Source organism: Spirosoma sp. KCTC 42546 (genome assembly GCF_006965485.1).
Classification (GTDB): Bacteria; Bacteroidota; Bacteroidia; order Cytophagales; family Spirosomataceae; genus Spirosoma.
Window position 1 is genome coordinate 7,363,871 of the sequence record NZ_CP041360.1, and the last position, 15,516, is coordinate 7,379,386.

At 39.6% G+C, this 15,516-nt stretch carries 15 protein-coding genes; 5 read left to right on the forward strand and 10 right to left on the reverse strand.

Annotated features, from left to right (window positions below; translation table 11 throughout):
* Positions 1-23: 23 nt before the first annotated feature.
* The 3 genes from EXU85_RS30020 (at position 24) to EXU85_RS30030 (ending at position 5,060) form a co-directional block, all read left to right on the forward strand.
* Positions 24-1,811: a GNAT family N-acetyltransferase gene (locus EXU85_RS30020; RefSeq protein WP_142775613.1), complete on the forward strand. Its 1,788-nt coding sequence runs from the start codon at positions 24-26 to the stop codon at positions 1,809-1,811.
* Between the two features lie 116 nt (positions 1,812-1,927).
* Positions 1,928-4,684 (forward strand): MobF family relaxase, encoded by a 2,757-nt coding sequence (gene mobF / locus EXU85_RS30025; protein ID WP_246859306.1) that lies wholly within the window; start codon positions 1,928-1,930, stop codon positions 4,682-4,684.
* On the forward strand, positions 4,662-5,060 hold the full coding sequence (locus EXU85_RS30030) for a hypothetical protein (protein WP_142775614.1): 399 nt from the start codon (positions 4,662-4,664) through the stop codon (positions 5,058-5,060). The genes mobF and EXU85_RS30030 overlap by 23 nt, the downstream gene beginning before the upstream one ends.
* 68 nt (positions 5,061-5,128) lie before the next feature.
* Here the strand turns inward: EXU85_RS30030 and EXU85_RS30035 are convergent, their stop codons facing one another.
* The 4 genes from EXU85_RS30035 to EXU85_RS30050 all read right to left on the reverse strand — a co-directional run bounded on the left by EXU85_RS30035 (position 5,129) and on the right by EXU85_RS30050 (position 7,347).
* The gene (locus EXU85_RS30035; protein ID WP_142775615.1) at positions 5,129-5,332 is read right to left on the reverse strand and encodes a hypothetical protein; all 204 of its coding nucleotides are present in this window, start codon (positions 5,330-5,332) and stop codon (positions 5,129-5,131) included.
* Positions 5,333-5,685: 353 nt separating this feature from the next.
* Positions 5,686-6,159 carry a JAB domain-containing protein gene (locus EXU85_RS30040; protein ID WP_142775616.1) on the reverse strand — a complete coding sequence of 158 codons (474 nt, stop codon included), beginning with the start codon at positions 6,157-6,159 and terminating at the stop codon, positions 5,686-5,688.
* Positions 6,160-6,170: 11 nt separating this feature from the next.
* Positions 6,171-7,082, reverse strand: coding sequence for a hypothetical protein (locus tag EXU85_RS30045; RefSeq protein ID WP_246859307.1), 912 nt, complete (start codon positions 7,080-7,082; stop codon positions 6,171-6,173).
* Positions 7,083-7,158: 76 nt separating this feature from the next.
* A complete protein-coding gene (locus tag EXU85_RS30050; RefSeq protein WP_142775618.1) occupies positions 7,159-7,347 on the reverse strand; it encodes an AlpA family transcriptional regulator in 189 nt (62 codons plus the stop codon).
* A 470-nt stretch (positions 7,348-7,817) separates the two neighbouring features.
* Between EXU85_RS30050 and EXU85_RS35555 the strand changes: the two genes are divergently transcribed.
* Both EXU85_RS35555 and EXU85_RS30055 read left to right on the forward strand, forming a co-directional pair.
* On the forward strand, positions 7,818-7,988 hold the full coding sequence (locus tag EXU85_RS35555; RefSeq protein WP_168207894.1) for a hypothetical protein: 171 nt from the start codon (positions 7,818-7,820) through the stop codon (positions 7,986-7,988).
* Between the two features lie 9 nt (positions 7,989-7,997).
* The gene (locus EXU85_RS30055) at positions 7,998-9,602 is read left to right on the forward strand and encodes a recombinase family protein (protein WP_142775619.1); all 1,605 of its coding nucleotides are present in this window, start codon (positions 7,998-8,000) and stop codon (positions 9,600-9,602) included.
* A 234-nt stretch (positions 9,603-9,836) separates the two neighbouring features.
* On the opposite strand, the gene EXU85_RS30060 is transcribed toward EXU85_RS30055, so the two are convergent.
* The 6 genes from EXU85_RS30060 to EXU85_RS30085 all read right to left on the reverse strand — a co-directional run bounded on the left by EXU85_RS30060 (position 9,837) and on the right by EXU85_RS30085 (position 15,435).
* A complete protein-coding gene (locus EXU85_RS30060; RefSeq protein WP_142775620.1) occupies positions 9,837-10,436 on the reverse strand; it encodes a hypothetical protein in 600 nt (199 codons plus the stop codon).
* A gap of 108 nt (positions 10,437-10,544) precedes the next feature.
* Complete coding sequence (locus EXU85_RS30065) at positions 10,545-11,207, reverse strand: response regulator transcription factor (RefSeq protein ID WP_142775621.1); 663 nt, start codon at positions 11,205-11,207, stop codon at positions 10,545-10,547.
* Positions 11,204-11,947, reverse strand: a complete 744-nt coding sequence (locus EXU85_RS30070; protein WP_168207895.1) for a sensor histidine kinase — start codon at positions 11,945-11,947, stop codon at positions 11,204-11,206. The genes EXU85_RS30065 and EXU85_RS30070 overlap by 4 nt, the downstream gene beginning before the upstream one ends.
* Positions 11,948-12,758: 811 nt before the next feature.
* Positions 12,759-14,156: a hypothetical protein gene (locus tag EXU85_RS30075; RefSeq protein WP_142775623.1), complete on the reverse strand. Its 1,398-nt coding sequence runs from the start codon at positions 14,154-14,156 to the stop codon at positions 12,759-12,761.
* A 25-nt stretch (positions 14,157-14,181) separates the two neighbouring features.
* Positions 14,182-15,132 (reverse strand): hypothetical protein, encoded by a 951-nt coding sequence (locus tag EXU85_RS30080; protein ID WP_142775624.1) that lies wholly within the window; start codon positions 15,130-15,132, stop codon positions 14,182-14,184.
* A gap of 3 nt (positions 15,133-15,135) precedes the next feature.
* A complete protein-coding gene (locus EXU85_RS30085) occupies positions 15,136-15,435 on the reverse strand; it encodes a hypothetical protein (RefSeq protein ID WP_142775625.1) in 300 nt (99 codons plus the stop codon).
* Positions 15,436-15,516 lie beyond the last annotated feature (81 nt).

The following is a 15,516-nucleotide window of genomic DNA, read 5'->3' on the forward strand; positions in this document are numbered from 1 at the left end:
AAAACTACCCACATTGCTGTTAAATGAAAGTTTTTGCTGTACATGGAATTCGCAGATACGATAGATGGTATGAGAAATTTGAACAAATTCCAGAAGTTAAAAAACAAGGAATAGAAGTCGTTCCTTTCGATTATGGTTTTTTTTCATTTGGTAATTTTCTTATTAAAAAACGTAGAGAAGTTATCATTGATAAGTTTTGTAAATTTTATGATGAGAATACGCAAGACACGGAGTTTCCTCCAAGTGTAATTGCCCATAGTTTTGGAACATACATTGTTTACATGGCAATGTTAAGGTATGATGCAATTAAGTTTGATAAAATCATATTTTGTGGTTCAATACTAAATTCCAACATAAATTTTAGATCTTTTTTTGAAAAAGGACAAATCCAAAACTTATTAAATGATATTGGTGCTAGGGATTGGTTTATAAAATTTACTCGCTATCTTATAGATAAGAACTGCGGAAATGCTGGAGAGGTTGGTTTTATGGATATTCCCCCTAAATACAATTCAATTTTCAGAAATCGTCCTAATAATTTAAGACATAGTGATTATTTTCTGCCATTGCATATGAAGGGTAATTGGTTGCCCTTTTTAGCAAGCTCTAACAATATATTTACTTATAATAAAAATATTTTACGAAGAGAAGTTATTGATAGAATTTATAAGAATATCGAATCTGCAAAAAATAATCTCGACACAAATGAAGTTAAGTTCCATGCAAGGATTGATAAAGCAGGAAATTATTATGCTAAGTACGAACAATTAGGGTTGAATAATCACACAAACACGATAAATAGCCTTGAATTTTCAACAACTGCTGATGGTTATCATACAGTAGAATCTATGAATTTTTCTGTTTATGATAAAGATAATAGTTTACTTCAATATGATATAATAGAAGACGTTGCCTTTTCAAAGTCCATAAAGGTACATTTAAATAATCCACTTAGATATAAAGAAAATTTTTACATAAAACTGTACTTTTGTTGGATTAAAACTATTGAATTCAAAGGTGATACAGACCACTGGAGTATAAAAGATATCCATAATGTTAAAATATTTTTAAATTTCCCATATGAATTAAAGTCACCTCGTATATATGAAGTTAAGGATAAGGAAATAGTAGGTCAACAGAATTTAGTTTCTAATACAGAGAAAGACGGAAGTATAACTTATTCTTTAGATTACACTAATTCTAGAAATGTAGATGGGTTGATTTTTTATTTTGAAGGCCATAAATCAAACTCTAACGCTAGTAGCCGATTTAAGCAATCTACTATACATATAAATGAAAGAAAGAAAAAGAAATATAATATCGTTAGGGCTACAGTAAATGATGCAAAAAAGATTTATCAACAAGAAGTAGATATAGAATTAAGTAACGCTGCAAGCGAAGAGACTATAAAAGATAGAATTAATATGTTTAATGACGGTTTTTTAATTATAAAAAACGTAGATAATGGAGAAGTCATAGCATATATAGAAAGTGTTATTTGGAATCAGAAGCCCTTTCAAAGGTTTGAAGAAATATCCAATTTCCCCATGCATTATAACATAACTGGTGACTCATTATACGTAATTTTTTTAGCAGTAAAGAAAATATATCGTAGAAAAGGGATAGCGACCAAATTATTGAATGAGATTGAGAAAGTGGCGAAAAATTATGAGTTAAATGTAATACGATTGGTCGCAAAAGATGATTTAATTTCTTTCTATGAAAAAAGGGGTTATAAAAAGACTATTGAACTTCCCTACTTTTTGGAAAATAGAAATTATAAATCAATTCTTATGGAGAAAAATATTTAACAACCACATTTTAATGGGCTTCTCCGTTTATAAGATTATTATTTACCGGTATTAACAATTCGACTATTTACCAAGTCTGACCCAATTTGTCCTGTATAAAATCATGCATGATACGCATGATCCAAAGTAGTTCTACTAGTCAAGCCAGAAAGTATTTTAACTCATCTCTGTGTCGTTCTGACTATTATCTGAACGGACAAGAACAGCCTGGCCAGTTATGTGGCCGGATCGCAGCCCGTATGGGAATTGCAGGCCTCATTACAAAGAATATGTTTCATGCTTTCTGTGAGCATATCAATCCCATTACAGGCAAGGCCCTTACGCCACGCAAAAAAGACAATCGTACCGTTGGCTACGACATCAATTTCCACTGTCCGAAATCCGTTTCGATCATTCACGCCCTGATCAATGACAATCATATTTTGGATGCGTTTCAGGAAAGCGTCAATGAGACGATGCTAGACATTGAGGCTAATGCCCAAACGCGTGTGCGGAAAAATGGTAAGAACGAAGACCGAGCAACTAACGAACTCATTTGGGCCGACTTTATTCACCAGACCGCAAGGCCGGTGAACGGTAAGACTCCTGACCCTCACCTGCATTGTCATTCCTTTGTCTTCAACGTAACATGGGATGCCGTTGAAGAGCAATTCAAGGCGGCCCAATTCCAGTCGATCAAACAAGACATGCCCTATTATCAGGCGCGGTTTCACAAACGGCTAGCCGATAAACTGGTTGAATTAGGCTATCGCATTCGGCGCACCGACAAAGCCTTTGAAATCGCCGGTGTGCCGGAGCATATCATCGACCTGTTTTCCAAACGCACCAACGAAATCGGCCAGATCGCCAAAGAACTCGGCATTACCGATCAAGTCAAACTGGATCAATTGGGAGCACGAACCCGCGCCAAGAAGCAAAAGGGTTTGACGATTAGCCAACTCAAGCAGGAATGGCGCAAACAGATATTCGCATTGGGGATGCGTGATAAGGATGAAGGTGCCCAACCAATCCGCTTTGCTCCTGTTAAACCTTTAGTACCACCCTCGCCTAAACACTGCGTTGATCATGCGTTATCGATGCGATTTGAACGAGTGTCTGTTATGCAGGATCGGCGCATCCTGGAAGTCGCCTATCGGCAGGGGTTGGGCTATCCAATGCTGACCGTCGATCAGATTACCAACCGCTTTGCAGATGATAAGCGAATTATTCGGGTCAAAGATGGAGCCAAAATTCTCTGCACGACCAACGAAGTGTTGCGTGAAGAGAAACACATGGTGGCTTTAGCACAACAAGGAAAAGGCAATATGCCTCCACTTTATCCGGTTACCCCTGTCATCGCACTGGAAGGCGAACAGCATGAGGCTGTAGTCCATGTGCTAACCACCACTAATCGCGTGTCGATTATTCGAGGCCGAGCCGGAACCGGCAAAACCACCTTGATGAAAGAAGCGATTCGGCTGATCGAGGAAGCGGGGCGTAAAGTCACCATTGTGGCACCGACGGCGCAAGCAGCACGCGGCGTGTTGCGGGATGAAGGCTTTAGTGAAACCGAAACCGTCGCCAAACTGCTGTCCTCACTCGAACTACAAGCGGCTTTAGCCGATGGTGTGTTGTGGGTGGATGAAGCCGGATTGTTGAACACAAAAGACATGACGGCGCTGTTGCAATTGGCCATAGACAAAAACGCACGTCTGATCTTAAGTGGTGATACGCGGCAACATAGCAGTGTGATGCGCGGGGATGCCTTGCGGATTTTGAATACGGTGGCAGGTATCCAATCAGCCGAAGTCAGCCGCATCTATCGGCAACGTCATCTGGACTATCGCAAAGCCGTTCAAGCCCTAGCTGATCATAAAGTTGGTGAAGCGTTTGCCGTGCTGGATAACATGAGAGCGATCAAGATTCTTGATCCAGCCAATTCCTTTGCAGCCTTAGCCAATGATTATATAGCTGCCTTGAAAAAAGGAAAATCTGCTCTGGTGGTTTCCCCGACGCATAAGGAAGGTCAGCAGGTCACCAAAGCCATTCGCGAGGCATTGCGCGAGACTGGACGAATTACAAGGGAGGAAACGACCGTTCCGCAACTGGTCAATACCAATCTGACAGTTGCCGAAAAAAGTGATCATCGCAATTATCGCACAGGCCAAGTCATCCAGTTCAATCAGAAACTGGCCGGTATTGAGCGCGGTTCGCGGTGGGTGGTTCATTCTGTGGCCGATGGCATAGTCCACATTCAGGATGCCTGTGGCCAGCAAACAGCCCTGCCCCTTACTCGCATGCAACAATTCGATGTGTATAGACTAAGCACAATCGCGCTGTCCGAAGGCGATAAGCTACGCATTACGCGGAATGGATACGATACCAATAGAAAACGGCTAACAAACGGGCAAATGCTGGAGGTTATCGCCATTGAGCCGAACGGGGCTTTGCGCCTACACAACAAGGCCAGCAAAGCCACCTACACCGTTCCGGCCCATTTCAGTCATATCGCGCATGGCTATTGCCTGACCTCTCATGCTGCACAGGGTAAGACCGTCGATGAGGTCTTTATCGCGCAACCGGCCAGCACCTTTCCTGCTACCAACCTCAACCAATTCTATGTATCAGTATCACGGGCGCGAGATGGTGCGCATATCTATACGGATGATAAAGCCGCTTTACTGGCCCATACATCGGAAGCAGGAGATCGCCTGTCGGCTTTGGAACTAGTGAAACGAAAAAAATCAGACCGCAGGGCCGTTGAGCATGTGGTGAGAACGGCGCGACCAACACTACCCAACATGAAACCGTCGATCAAGGCCCTTGAAACCCCAGACAAGCCGAAGCCTATTCAGCGAAAGCCGAACGTTCATGCACCAAGTCCAAAACTTTAGGACCAATTTCGCCCAAGATGAAATTGTCGATACGGCAACCGATAAACCAGTGGATGCCCAGGTTGACAGGGCAGAACTGTACGATACAGATAGTTCCGTCCGCAATGTTTGTTTCGTATGGGAAAATGGCCGTAAAGCCTTTTTCAATTACGCTTATCTGGTTTCGGTTGATCTGGTTATAACCGAGACGTTGAACGAGATGCTGCTTTATTTCAGTGGTCAGATTGTCACCCTGAAAGGCTACCATTTGGGTTCACTTTTCGATCTGTTACTGAACCACATACCTAAAACCATTACAGCCACCAATCCGCGCTATCACACGAATGGACAAACAACAGATACAATTGTGACTGACATCATAGTCAAAAGTGAGTGAAGAGCCATTTTTGCCAAGCTCAATAATGGTGATAAAAAGCCGGATGCAAAAACATCCGGCTTTCTGATTTATTCGGCCTTGGGCTTGGTTGGCCGCACGGTGAGAATCACGGTTTGCCCTAAATTATCAAGGGAAAGATTCATGCCTTCGCCGTCGCGATTTATCCAGGCCGAACCCACTCTGATCCAGTCTGGATTACCTTTACGGTCTTTGACAAAGTAAACCCCGTGGGTTGGGGCCTTGGCATTTTTTTCATCTAGTGTCGTCATCATCAAATCTCCTTTCTTGTGTTGTTGATGATGGAAGCAACCAAAGCTCATAGAGACAGTGACAGCTCCCCAAAGGCCCAAAATCTATGCGTAGTGTCTATTTTGAGCCGAAGTCGCAGATCATTTTACAAAGTAAAAATGAGGGATAAGCGCCATCACGGACGATGAGATTACGCTGACATCCCATCCATCAACCGACGACAGAGAGGTGCTTTTGCTTGACGATGCACAAGAAACCAATGCACTCGCCCAACGCTGCGTTTACGTATCAAGATTTCGCCAACGACCCGCGATAGACGGGTGTTGTCATCGGCCATTGTAGACTTAAACGTTTCAGAATGAGCAACCTTGATCATTTAGCCAGGCATACAGCCTTCATCGGCAAAGGAATAATAATTCTGGGGCGTGACGATCAGGTGATCGAGTATGGCGATGTCCAGTAACTTGCCGCCCTCCTTGATCTTGCGCGTCAAAATTTTGTCGGCTTCACTGGGCTGTAAATTAGAACTTGGATGATTGTGCGCCAGAATGATACCCGTTGCCCTCGCCTTGAGCGCCGTGGCAAAGATGAGTTTGGGATCAGCAATACAGGCACTCATGCCACCAGTCGCAATATCTGAAATCGCCAGACAGTTGTTTTTCTGATCGAGGAGCAAAATTTTAAACTGTTCGACCAACTCCATCCGATTTTCATCCCAGGATTGCCGGAGGATTTCATACGCTGTTGTGGACTTAGTAATCTGAATCCTGTCCTGATAGGGCGTTTTGTTGCGGTAGATTATTTCAACTTCACTGACCTTGAACAAAGACTGGAGATTGAGTTGTGTCATGCTGTCCTCCCCTACGCGATCAGATTGAGTTGATGCCTGTGCCATGTACTCACATCCCTGTGTGGAATATAGAGTTTATTCATCCGATGATGGCTTAAATCATCCTGCGTTTTAAAAAATGTGGACAATACTGCGGTGACATTTTCTCCCGTATTATCATTATCCATCCAGCTATAGGCGATACGGTAACCGTAATTCTGGATGTAGGGAAAGATCTGTTTCAAACAGGAAAGCGAATTCAGCACAATCGTATCACCCTTGAACCCTTGGCCGTTCAATTGACTGATGGCAGACAGGTAGTCCATGACGTTTTTAAATAGATGAATGGCATTCGGTTTGGGCGTAACACCCCGGATGAACGAAATCGCCAAGGGACCAATATGCCTTTCCAGATAGGCCGTTTTCAAGGAGAAACCTCCATCTACAGTTTGAAAGCCAAGCGCCATAAAGTCCTTACCGGTTTGCCGGTTACGGGCATGGATTTCTTTGAGGTATTGCCTGGCAAGTGTCAGAGAAATACCCTGCCGTTCCAGATAGTGAATAAGACCGGCATACTGGATCGTCTTTTTGTGTCGAAGCTCCAGGACTGACTGATTATCACCCAGACCGGCAGTATCTATAAGATCCGGCAGCTGATCAGGGATTGATAGCGTCATATTCTTTAGCCAGCGCAGCGCATCGGCTTGGGTATACTCCTCCTGTTTAATTTTAAGATATTTGCAGACAAAATCTAATACGGTTCCGTCCTGATGATGGGCATTAGACCAGCGATTGGTTAATGTATTGACGGATAAGATGGCTTTTCGCCTGCGATCCAGCGGGGACGGGTAGTGGACGATAGGCCCATCAGTCCGCAGGGGTTGAAGATCAAGCTTGCCTAGAATTTCGGAAATAGGTATCGTATTGGCAGGTTCTTTGTCCATTGCGCTCACCATTGAAACGGATGTGATGGGGAACTAGGGAAGGGAAAGTTCGCCTAAAACTTTCTCTTCCCGCTTTTTAATCTGACAGTCGTTGATCCAGAAACTGATCCAGATCCGACAGGCGGTAATGCACAAGCTTCCCAATTTTAATCGGATTAAGTTGACGACGTTTCGTACAATCCCAGACGGCCAGTGTGCCGAGCGAGACGCCGAGGTAATCAGCGGCTTCTTTTCGGTTTAGCAAACGGCTTTGTTGATGGGGCATTTTTAAAGCTCCTGGCTGCAGTTCAAACACTGTAAGTCGGATCTATCAAAAGACATTTCCCTTACGGGACATTACCTAAATACTTTTGGCGGAGTCTGTCAATTCAATTGCCGTTCCATTAAAGAATGAGCAACATGCATCTCTGGAAATTAGGCTCGCATGACCTGCAAGGCTTATTTTTTGTAATTCTTTTTGTGTGATCATGACACGACTGACTAACAGGTATGGCTTTGGTGAGTGATCAATTACCAACTTTAATGAACTAATTTTTTCGCCCGCATTCTCAAGCCGTAGTGGTATGCAATCAGGAATGACTGTTTGCTGAAGACGCAATACGAAACAACTTCCGAGCTGCCGTTATCGCATCTGTGACCATAAATCTATGGCCCCAAGCTGATCGCTGGTCGGAAATACGTTCCGCTTTCGGAACATTAAGGTAATAAATCATACAGCCGTATGGGTATTCATCTATGCCTAACTCTTCTCAAACCAATCCTGAAAACAGTACCTATCAGGGAGTCGTGAATCATATAAGTGAGCTTTATCAAGGGAGCATCTCGCAACGGGAAGCCCATGAAGCCGCTCGAAATCTGATTGGTTTTTGTCAATTATTGCTTGAAATCAAAAGCCAAAAGCCATAGGATTAGCCTATGAGCCGGAAAATAGTCGATCTCAGTCAGCGTTCAATGACAGCCACTAAAGCTGTCATTCTGACGCGGGTATCCTCCAAAGAGCAAGAGGAAGGCTATTCCATTGAAGCCCAAAAACACCGCCTACAACTCTATTGTGAACGACGTGGGCTTACCGTCTTGAAAGTCTTTGAGCTGGTAGAATCCTCGACACAGGGTGATCGCAAACAGTTTATGGCGATGATCAAATTTGTCAAAAGCCATCGTGAACCCATTGCCATTGTCGCCGACAAGGTGGATCGTGTACAACGTTCGTTTAAAGAATATCCGATGCTCGATGCGCTGATCCAGGATGGACGTATCGAACTGCATTTCAATTCCGAAAATTATATTATCCATAAAAATTCGGTCAGTCAGGAACGGCTCATGTGGTCAATGGGTGTGATCATGGCCCAGTCCTATGTCGATAGTCTGCGTGACAATGTCAAACGCTCTATCGATCATAAAATCAGACAGGGCGAATGCATATCACTGGCTCCATTAGGCTATCTGAACGTCAAGGACGCCCGCCGACGGGGTGATGTGATTATTGACCCCGATCGCGCGTTACTGGTTCGACGGTTGTTTGAAACCTACGCGACCGGCACGAGCACGTTAGCGGAGCTTCGTCAGCAAACGATTAGTTGGGACCTCAAAACCCGCTTTGGCAATAAAGGCTATCTCACAAAATCCCAACTCCATCAGCTCATTACCAATCCATTCTACTATGGCCGGATGATAGTCAAAGGCCAACTTCATGATCATCGGTATCCTCCCCTGATTTCCAAGAATTTGTTCGATCAATGTCAGGCCGTTTTGCAAGGCTGGCATAAAAAGCCGTTCCAATGGGCGGGCAAAGAATATGTTTTCCGTGGTCTGTTAACCTGTGCCACCACGGGCCGAATGGTTACAGCCGATACCAAGAAAAAAACCTATGTCAGTGGAGAAACCGCTCAATGGACTTATCTACGGTGTAGCGATCCAGCTAATCCCACGAAAATGATGTGGGTGCGTGAAGAAGAAATCTTGGCCCAAGTTGAGCAGGCCTTAAAACGGATACAGATTCCGACAGAGACATTGGTCAAGGTGCTGGCTTATATCCGTGAAACCGATCAAGCCGAACGGGCTTTTTTGCGTCGCCAGACGGGCGAATTGCAGAGCGAACATGCCATGCTTCAGAATCGACTGGATACGCTGATGGATCTATTGCTGGATGGCACCATCGATAAGCACGACTTTGACACCAAGAAATCCAGTTTGCGTAGCCAGCAAATGGATGTGGAGAGTCATATTACTGCGAATCGTGAGGGCGATGATAGTTTCAAGAACTCGTTGATTTCACTAGTATCCTTGTCTTCACAAGCCCATGATTTATTCACTCTTTCGAGTGTTGAGCAGAAACGTAAACTCATCAATTTCGTATTTGCGAACCTGTCGCTAAACGGACGAACTCTTTGTTTTTCCTTAAGAAAACCATTCGATCAGTTCATCAATTGTACCAATGAACAAGAATGGCTGTCCTTAATAGACAGTTTGCGAACCAATCCAAACTTACGATTATCAATTATAGATAACCCTCTAAAGTAACCAAGAACAAAAAATTATTATTGAGAAAAGGTCTAATCTCATCGCTTCAATTAAGTTTTGCAGACACAGTTCAGTGAGCAATTCTTAGAAAGATAGAAGCACCTGTTTTGTCATCATCTAGATTTCCTTCCATGGCTTAATTAAGTCATTGATTAAGCCATGGAAGGAAATCTATCTTTAAACTGCAATATTATTCAGATTAATTAAATGGTGTGGATAAAGATATTATAACTATTAATTTAAATTACTTAGAACCTCATTTAACTCACCCTCAAAACCACTTACTTCTACGCCTATTGGAGCATCAAAAACATCTTCTAGTGTTGTTGGCGGCCCCACTTCATAATAAAAAAAGTCTTCTACAACATTATTTATTTGTACATCTCTACTTAAAATGGATAATTTATCCCCAACAGTTCCAAGATCTCTAGCTCTTGAGGCCAATGTTGCATTTGGATCATCAACAATATTATTTTTGACACCAACAGCAATTATAGATGGTGACTGTAGATGATTTTTACAAAAATAAAATCGGATTCCTTCACATTCGTTTTGTGATAAAATAAATAGTAGAGATTCTTTTCCCAAGGTAATTGCTATGGGACGACTTGCAACTGCTTGTTTTGTTTCATCATCTCCATTTACAAATTCTAAAAGTAAATCAGATTGGAAATTTCTGATCATTTTTTGGCTGGCTGCTAACGATACTGGTTGGCCAAATCCCGAAACACTTTCATCATTTTGCGTATTGAATTGAATATCGCCTTGGCTAAATTCGTCTCCTGCTAAGGTAATACCCGGGATTTTCATTGTTCCAATTTGGGGCTGTTCCATATTTTAGTAAAGTGATTAAAAGTTAATATAATAATTAAGCGAAATTCAAAAATGAAAAAAATTCTAAAGAGCGACTTTTATTGTTGTTATAATGAATAATCCCATTTCTCAATTTAACTTAAACAAGCCGTGTTTGATAGCATAAATTACTAAGCCAACTCTAGTTGTAACTTCTAGCTTTCGAAATAATATTTCTCGGGTTGCCTCCACCATACGTGGATGAATATTTAACAAAGGCGAAAAAGACTTATACGGTAGCTCAGTACAAGCTAATTTTAAGAACTCTACTTCACGAGAAGTTAAGGCAACATCTACTTTTTTATTTTTATATAGGCTTTTCAATAATGCTTCTGTTACACAATTCGTATAAAAAGTCCCACCTTGGTTAATCGTTTCTAAGGCTCTTCTGAGTTCATCAGGATCAGAATTTTTTAAAATATATCCATCAATACCTGATTTAAGCATTTTTAAAACTGTTTCTTCGTCATTATGCATAGATAAAGTTAAAATCTTTATATTAGGTTGGTTCTTATGGATCCAATTAGCCGTTTCATATCCATCCATAATAGGCATATTAATATCTAATAAAATTATCTCTGGTATTTCATTCATCGAAAATTGACGAATGAAATCTTGACCATTGTCCGCTTCCCAGATTACGCGATAGTCTGGAAAATCATTGATAAGCTCGATAAGGCCTTTACGAAATAGTATGTGATCGTCTACTAGCACTATAGAAGTCACTTTTGTATTAGTACGTTCCAAATTCATATTGGGCTATGATAAATTAATTTGACCTGACTACCTTGATCTATCTTGCTTTCCACTAATAACTTCGCTCCAATTAATTTTGCTCGATGTTGCATACTTTGCATACCAACACCAGTAATATAATTATCCGAATTCTCCTGTGTATTTATTAGAAACCCCTTGCCATTATCGTTAATACTAACAACAATCTGGCAATCAGAATACGTAATAACTACAGTAATGTGTGTAGCTTTGGAATGCTTTAACGCGTTATTTATCGCTTCCTGTGCAATCCTAAAAATAATAAGTTTAATATCAGAACTAATAGTTGGCTCTTCTCCAGAAGTTTCAAAAGTAGCTAGAAAAGCACCAGTTTTTTCGATATAATTTACTTGCAACTTTAGTGATTCCGAAAGAGTTTTTTGGCTCACATAATTTGAATTTAATCGTTTAGACAAACTGCGTAAGTCTTCAATCGCTTGGTCTAACAATTGTTTACTCGATTGGATCTTGGGACTATTTTGTACCTCTAAGATTTTTATTGTACTTAAGTTTAATCGCACTAAGGAAAGAATTTGCCCGATATTATCATGGATTTCTTCTGAGACATAGTGCAATGTTTGCTCTTGAACTTCTAATTGTGCTTTAAACAACTCTTCCTGATAAGAAATTTTAAGATTACTAACTTCTTGCAGGTGTTTCCTTAAGCGAATTTGATACTTAATTATAGCAGCTAGTACAACGCAAACTAGTAATATCATGACCGCAGTTGTACTGACTACAGCTATAAAAATTTTCTCATCCGACGCGAACATATGAAAGCTACGATAAAACACACATATAATACAAAATTAAGGCCTTTATTAATTAACCAATTTAGGGTTCTACTTAATTCAAATCGAGTATCCAGTAAATACTGATATAATGAATTGAAAAAAAAATTTCCTGCATAGTAAATTAAAATACCAGCAGTAACCCAAAAAACGGGTAGCCTAAATAAAGTAAAATTGACCTCTGGAGGAATATTAAATAAGATAATTATAGCCCAAAGCATAATTAAACAGCCAGTTAAATTTAAACTATATCCTGGATAATTAAATAGTCCACTAAACCAAATTGAAATTACTGCACATGCAATCCAGATAAACGGTATCGTATAAATAAGTACCTTTTTTAATTTTTGATCATGTATTTGCGTTTGAAAGTAATAGGTAAGCAGTGAATACTCTATAGGAATATATAAGTGATAGACTAAAAAATAATAAGATTTATATTCTTTTGAGTAATACATCGTGTAAACGAATGTTTCTGTTAAAATCGAAAAAAACAATAGTATAGAAAGAATGCGTAAGTTTTTATCTATTTTTCCAATGCCAATACTTGTGATAAAGCAAACGCACATTAATAAAAGATAAAGCTCATTGATTATATTCATACCTAATAAAGGCATGAAGCAATAGCAACTATCTATCTTAATTAATAAAAAAAATCATATTTTTAAATATTAAACCTTTTATCACAATTAGTATTAAAATAAAGATATATCTATTTAAATATAATGTATTTACAATATTATTTCTCTGGTATTTTAAAACCTAAGTAAGTCCCTGCACTAATACCAAGTAAGGTAAGTAAAGTAGCGCTGAACTCTGGCATTGAAAGCCGGCTCCAAACTGAATATATAAAAAGACATCCGAGGACAAGTGTCCAAGTGGCCATTTGAAATCGATGAAAACTTATTCCATTGGCATCCGTGAGTATATCTTTGAGAAACCCTTCAGAAACTTGAGGAGCCAAAGATTGTTCTTCTACACTTATTTGGTTTACTAAATAATCCTGCCTTACCTTTTCAACGTCCTTTACTTGCGCTAACGATTCGTTATTAGGTGACAGTGGGTTGCTCGTTATTTGTGCATTTAAGGTTTGAATGTTGGCATCAACATCCTTTTTTTCAGTGATAAGCTTTTTGAGATTTTCTTGAATTGACGGTAAGTCACTTTGTTTGTTAAGATCTACAGCAACGGCACCAAGAGCAGTGCCTGCACCAATACCAATTAAAGTTAATACACTGCTATTAATAATATCATAAGCACCTGTAATAAGCCATAGGTAAATAAAAGATCCAAGTACTAAAAAAAACCAAAAAGCCATTTGGCAGCGAGAAAGACTATAGGGCTTCGGATTAGTTCCTTGAGTAGGTATCCCTGAGTCACGCAAGATGTTGCTCTTGCGAGCTAATAATATTAAAAATACAGTTAGAAAAATATACAAAATTGAAAAAGCAATAAATCTTATTGATCTTATACGTATAATGTTAAATTTATTATTGCCTTTAATAGTAGTAACTTCTGGGTACTCATTTTCAAGGCCTACACTAAGTTCGGTAGGCCGGTTAAAGAAGTTAGGCCCTATAGCTGGAGCGCCTAATAGATCAGCCCACATTTCATCATTCTCTAAGTTACGAATCAAATGATATTGAAGTTTTTGATCTTGAGGACGGGGAGCACCGGATTCAGGAATTACCCCTTGTACTTTTCTGCCATCTAAAAAGAGTGCAATTTCTTGTTCATGACAATTGGCTATAACTTTACCCTGACTATCTACACACTTAGCCCTATTTACAAGTGTTTGTAGATTATTGACTTTCACAACTATGATATCTCCTATCCCAGCGTATTTCTTTAAGTATTTATCTTTTTCATGCCCAATAGCATAGGCATCAACCACAACTATTTCTTGCTGCCCGGATAAACTCTCAGTAGTTGAGAGTAAAGAGTCAGTCTGTTTAATACGATTTACTAAGTTTTCTTTCCGTGTTTTTTCTTTCAAGCTATCTAAATTATTTTTCAACCCAGATTCCAATTCTTTTATCGGTAGTTGTGCAATTGATAACTGTCTCCCCCCAACAGTAAAAAGAACAACAAGCAGCCCAACGCCATATTTAGATATAAATAGACTTTTCGCTTTCATAATTTTATCTAGGTATAATTATTAATTACAAACTAATCGCACTAAAGCTAAGCCTGGCATTTAAACCAAATTGTATAGATTTATTGAATGATGATTTATTTTGACCAGATAAATCATTACTTTGAACATATACGCCTCCTAATAGCTTACCGGTTTTTTCGCTTATAAAGTTTATACTTAATCCGCCCACAACTGTATTGGGAATTAAATTACTTTTGTTCGATGTATTTACCCTTAGATAGGCATTCGGGCAGATGTAATTTTGATCATTAGTAGGAATAAAATATAATGCATCTATATTAATGTAAGTTCTAGAATATGTAAGGTAATTACCTGCATAAGCTGCAATTTCCCTAGTACTTGTCAGCCCCTGTATGTTCGGGTCAGTAGCTGTAAAAGTGTAGGTCGTTTTTCGAAGGTTATCTTGATTGCTCTGTAATTTATTACCAAGTACAGCTCCTAAGTAGATACGTCCACCTAGGCGAGTTGTTAGACCTACTTCAATGGCAGGGCTAACAAGCGTTGTATCGATAAATCTACTACTTACTGTAGTAAAAGAGTTACCTTTATCTAATTTTAATGCCGTCGCGGACAGACCAGGTCTTATATATATCAATATTTTACTTGTAGTTTGATTATCATCATTTTTAAAACTTTGCTGATAACCAATCAGACCGGACATTTCAGTATTTGGCGAAAAACTTCCATTTTGGAAAAGACTAACCAAGCCATCATTGTTTTTTCCTTGGATATCGAAACCATAAATCCAAGCCGATGGCTTCAAACTTTTTTTATAAAAATTTGCTTTCACTAAGCCTTGGCCAAAGTCAAAATTTAGGGTTCCTCCAGAAACCACTATACTACTTTTCCCTTCTGCATCCTGATTTAATATCTGGCAATTCGCAGTAATAGCTAAAATGCTGATAATAAATATTAAAAGATATCGCATGATTGTTTCTTTTTTAGAATGTGACATGGTTTATACTAATGGACATGTTCTATCAAACCAAGAACCGCCACCACGACCAATCTTACCTGAAATTATTTCTGGAATTGTGTGCAAAGTTTCCTCATCATTCTCAATACTGACTTCTAAATTCCAAGCTTGTCTTTCAATACCTCCTAATTCGAGTCTTATTCTGATACCAGCCTCTGATATAAATACATTATCCAACGAACCTTCTAGTTCATCAGGATCAACATAATGCCCACCAATTTCAAATACAAAAATTGTGTCAATCAATGGATCAAGAGTAAGTTTATAATTTGCCGTTGCCATAATCTTAAATATTTAATGGTTATTAGAATAATTCAGACGGAGTGACTTTGGAATAAATAGGCAGCAAGTACAATAATTAGC

What these genes read in the sequence shown, in the direction of transcription:
- EXU85_RS30085 (WP_142775625.1), bottom strand. Translation starts at nt 15,435, where the DNA reads ATGGCAACGGCAAATTATAAACTTACTCTTGATCCATTGATTGACACA.
- EXU85_RS30065 (WP_142775621.1), bottom strand. Translation starts at nt 11,207, where the DNA reads ATGAATTTGGAACGTACTAATACAAAAGTGACTTCTATAGTGCTAGTA.
- EXU85_RS30070 (WP_168207895.1), bottom strand. Translation starts at nt 11,947, where the DNA reads ATGATATTACTAGTTTGCGTTGTACTAGCTGCTATAATTAAGTATCAA.
- EXU85_RS30040 (WP_142775616.1), bottom strand. Translation starts at nt 6,159, where the DNA reads ATGACACAACTCAATCTCCAGTCTTTGTTCAAGGTCAGTGAAGTTGAA.
- mobF (WP_246859306.1), top strand. Translation starts at nt 1,928, where the DNA reads ATGATCCAAAGTAGTTCTACTAGTCAAGCCAGAAAGTATTTTAACTCA.
- EXU85_RS30055 (WP_142775619.1), top strand. Translation starts at nt 7,998, where the DNA reads ATGAGCCGGAAAATAGTCGATCTCAGTCAGCGTTCAATGACAGCCACT.
- EXU85_RS30020 (WP_142775613.1), top strand. Translation starts at nt 24, where the DNA reads ATGAAAGTTTTTGCTGTACATGGAATTCGCAGATACGATAGATGGTAT.
- EXU85_RS30045 (WP_246859307.1), bottom strand. Translation starts at nt 7,082, where the DNA reads ATGGACAAAGAACCTGCCAATACGATACCTATTTCCGAAATTCTAGGC.
- EXU85_RS30080 (WP_142775624.1), bottom strand. Translation starts at nt 15,132, where the DNA reads ATGTCACATTCTAAAAAAGAAACAATCATGCGATATCTTTTAATATTT.
- EXU85_RS30050 (WP_142775618.1), bottom strand. Translation starts at nt 7,347, where the DNA reads ATGCCCCATCAACAAAGCCGTTTGCTAAACCGAAAAGAAGCCGCTGAT.
- EXU85_RS30060 (WP_142775620.1), bottom strand. Translation starts at nt 10,436, where the DNA reads ATGGAACAGCCCCAAATTGGAACAATGAAAATCCCGGGTATTACCTTA.
- EXU85_RS30075 (WP_142775623.1), bottom strand. Translation starts at nt 14,156, where the DNA reads ATGAAAGCGAAAAGTCTATTTATATCTAAATATGGCGTTGGGCTGCTT.
- EXU85_RS35555 (WP_168207894.1), top strand. Translation starts at nt 7,818, where the DNA reads ATGCCTAACTCTTCTCAAACCAATCCTGAAAACAGTACCTATCAGGGA.
- EXU85_RS30035 (WP_142775615.1), bottom strand. Translation starts at nt 5,332, where the DNA reads ATGATGACGACACTAGATGAAAAAAATGCCAAGGCCCCAACCCACGGG.
- EXU85_RS30030 (WP_142775614.1), top strand. Translation starts at nt 4,662, where the DNA reads ATGCACCAAGTCCAAAACTTTAGGACCAATTTCGCCCAAGATGAAATT.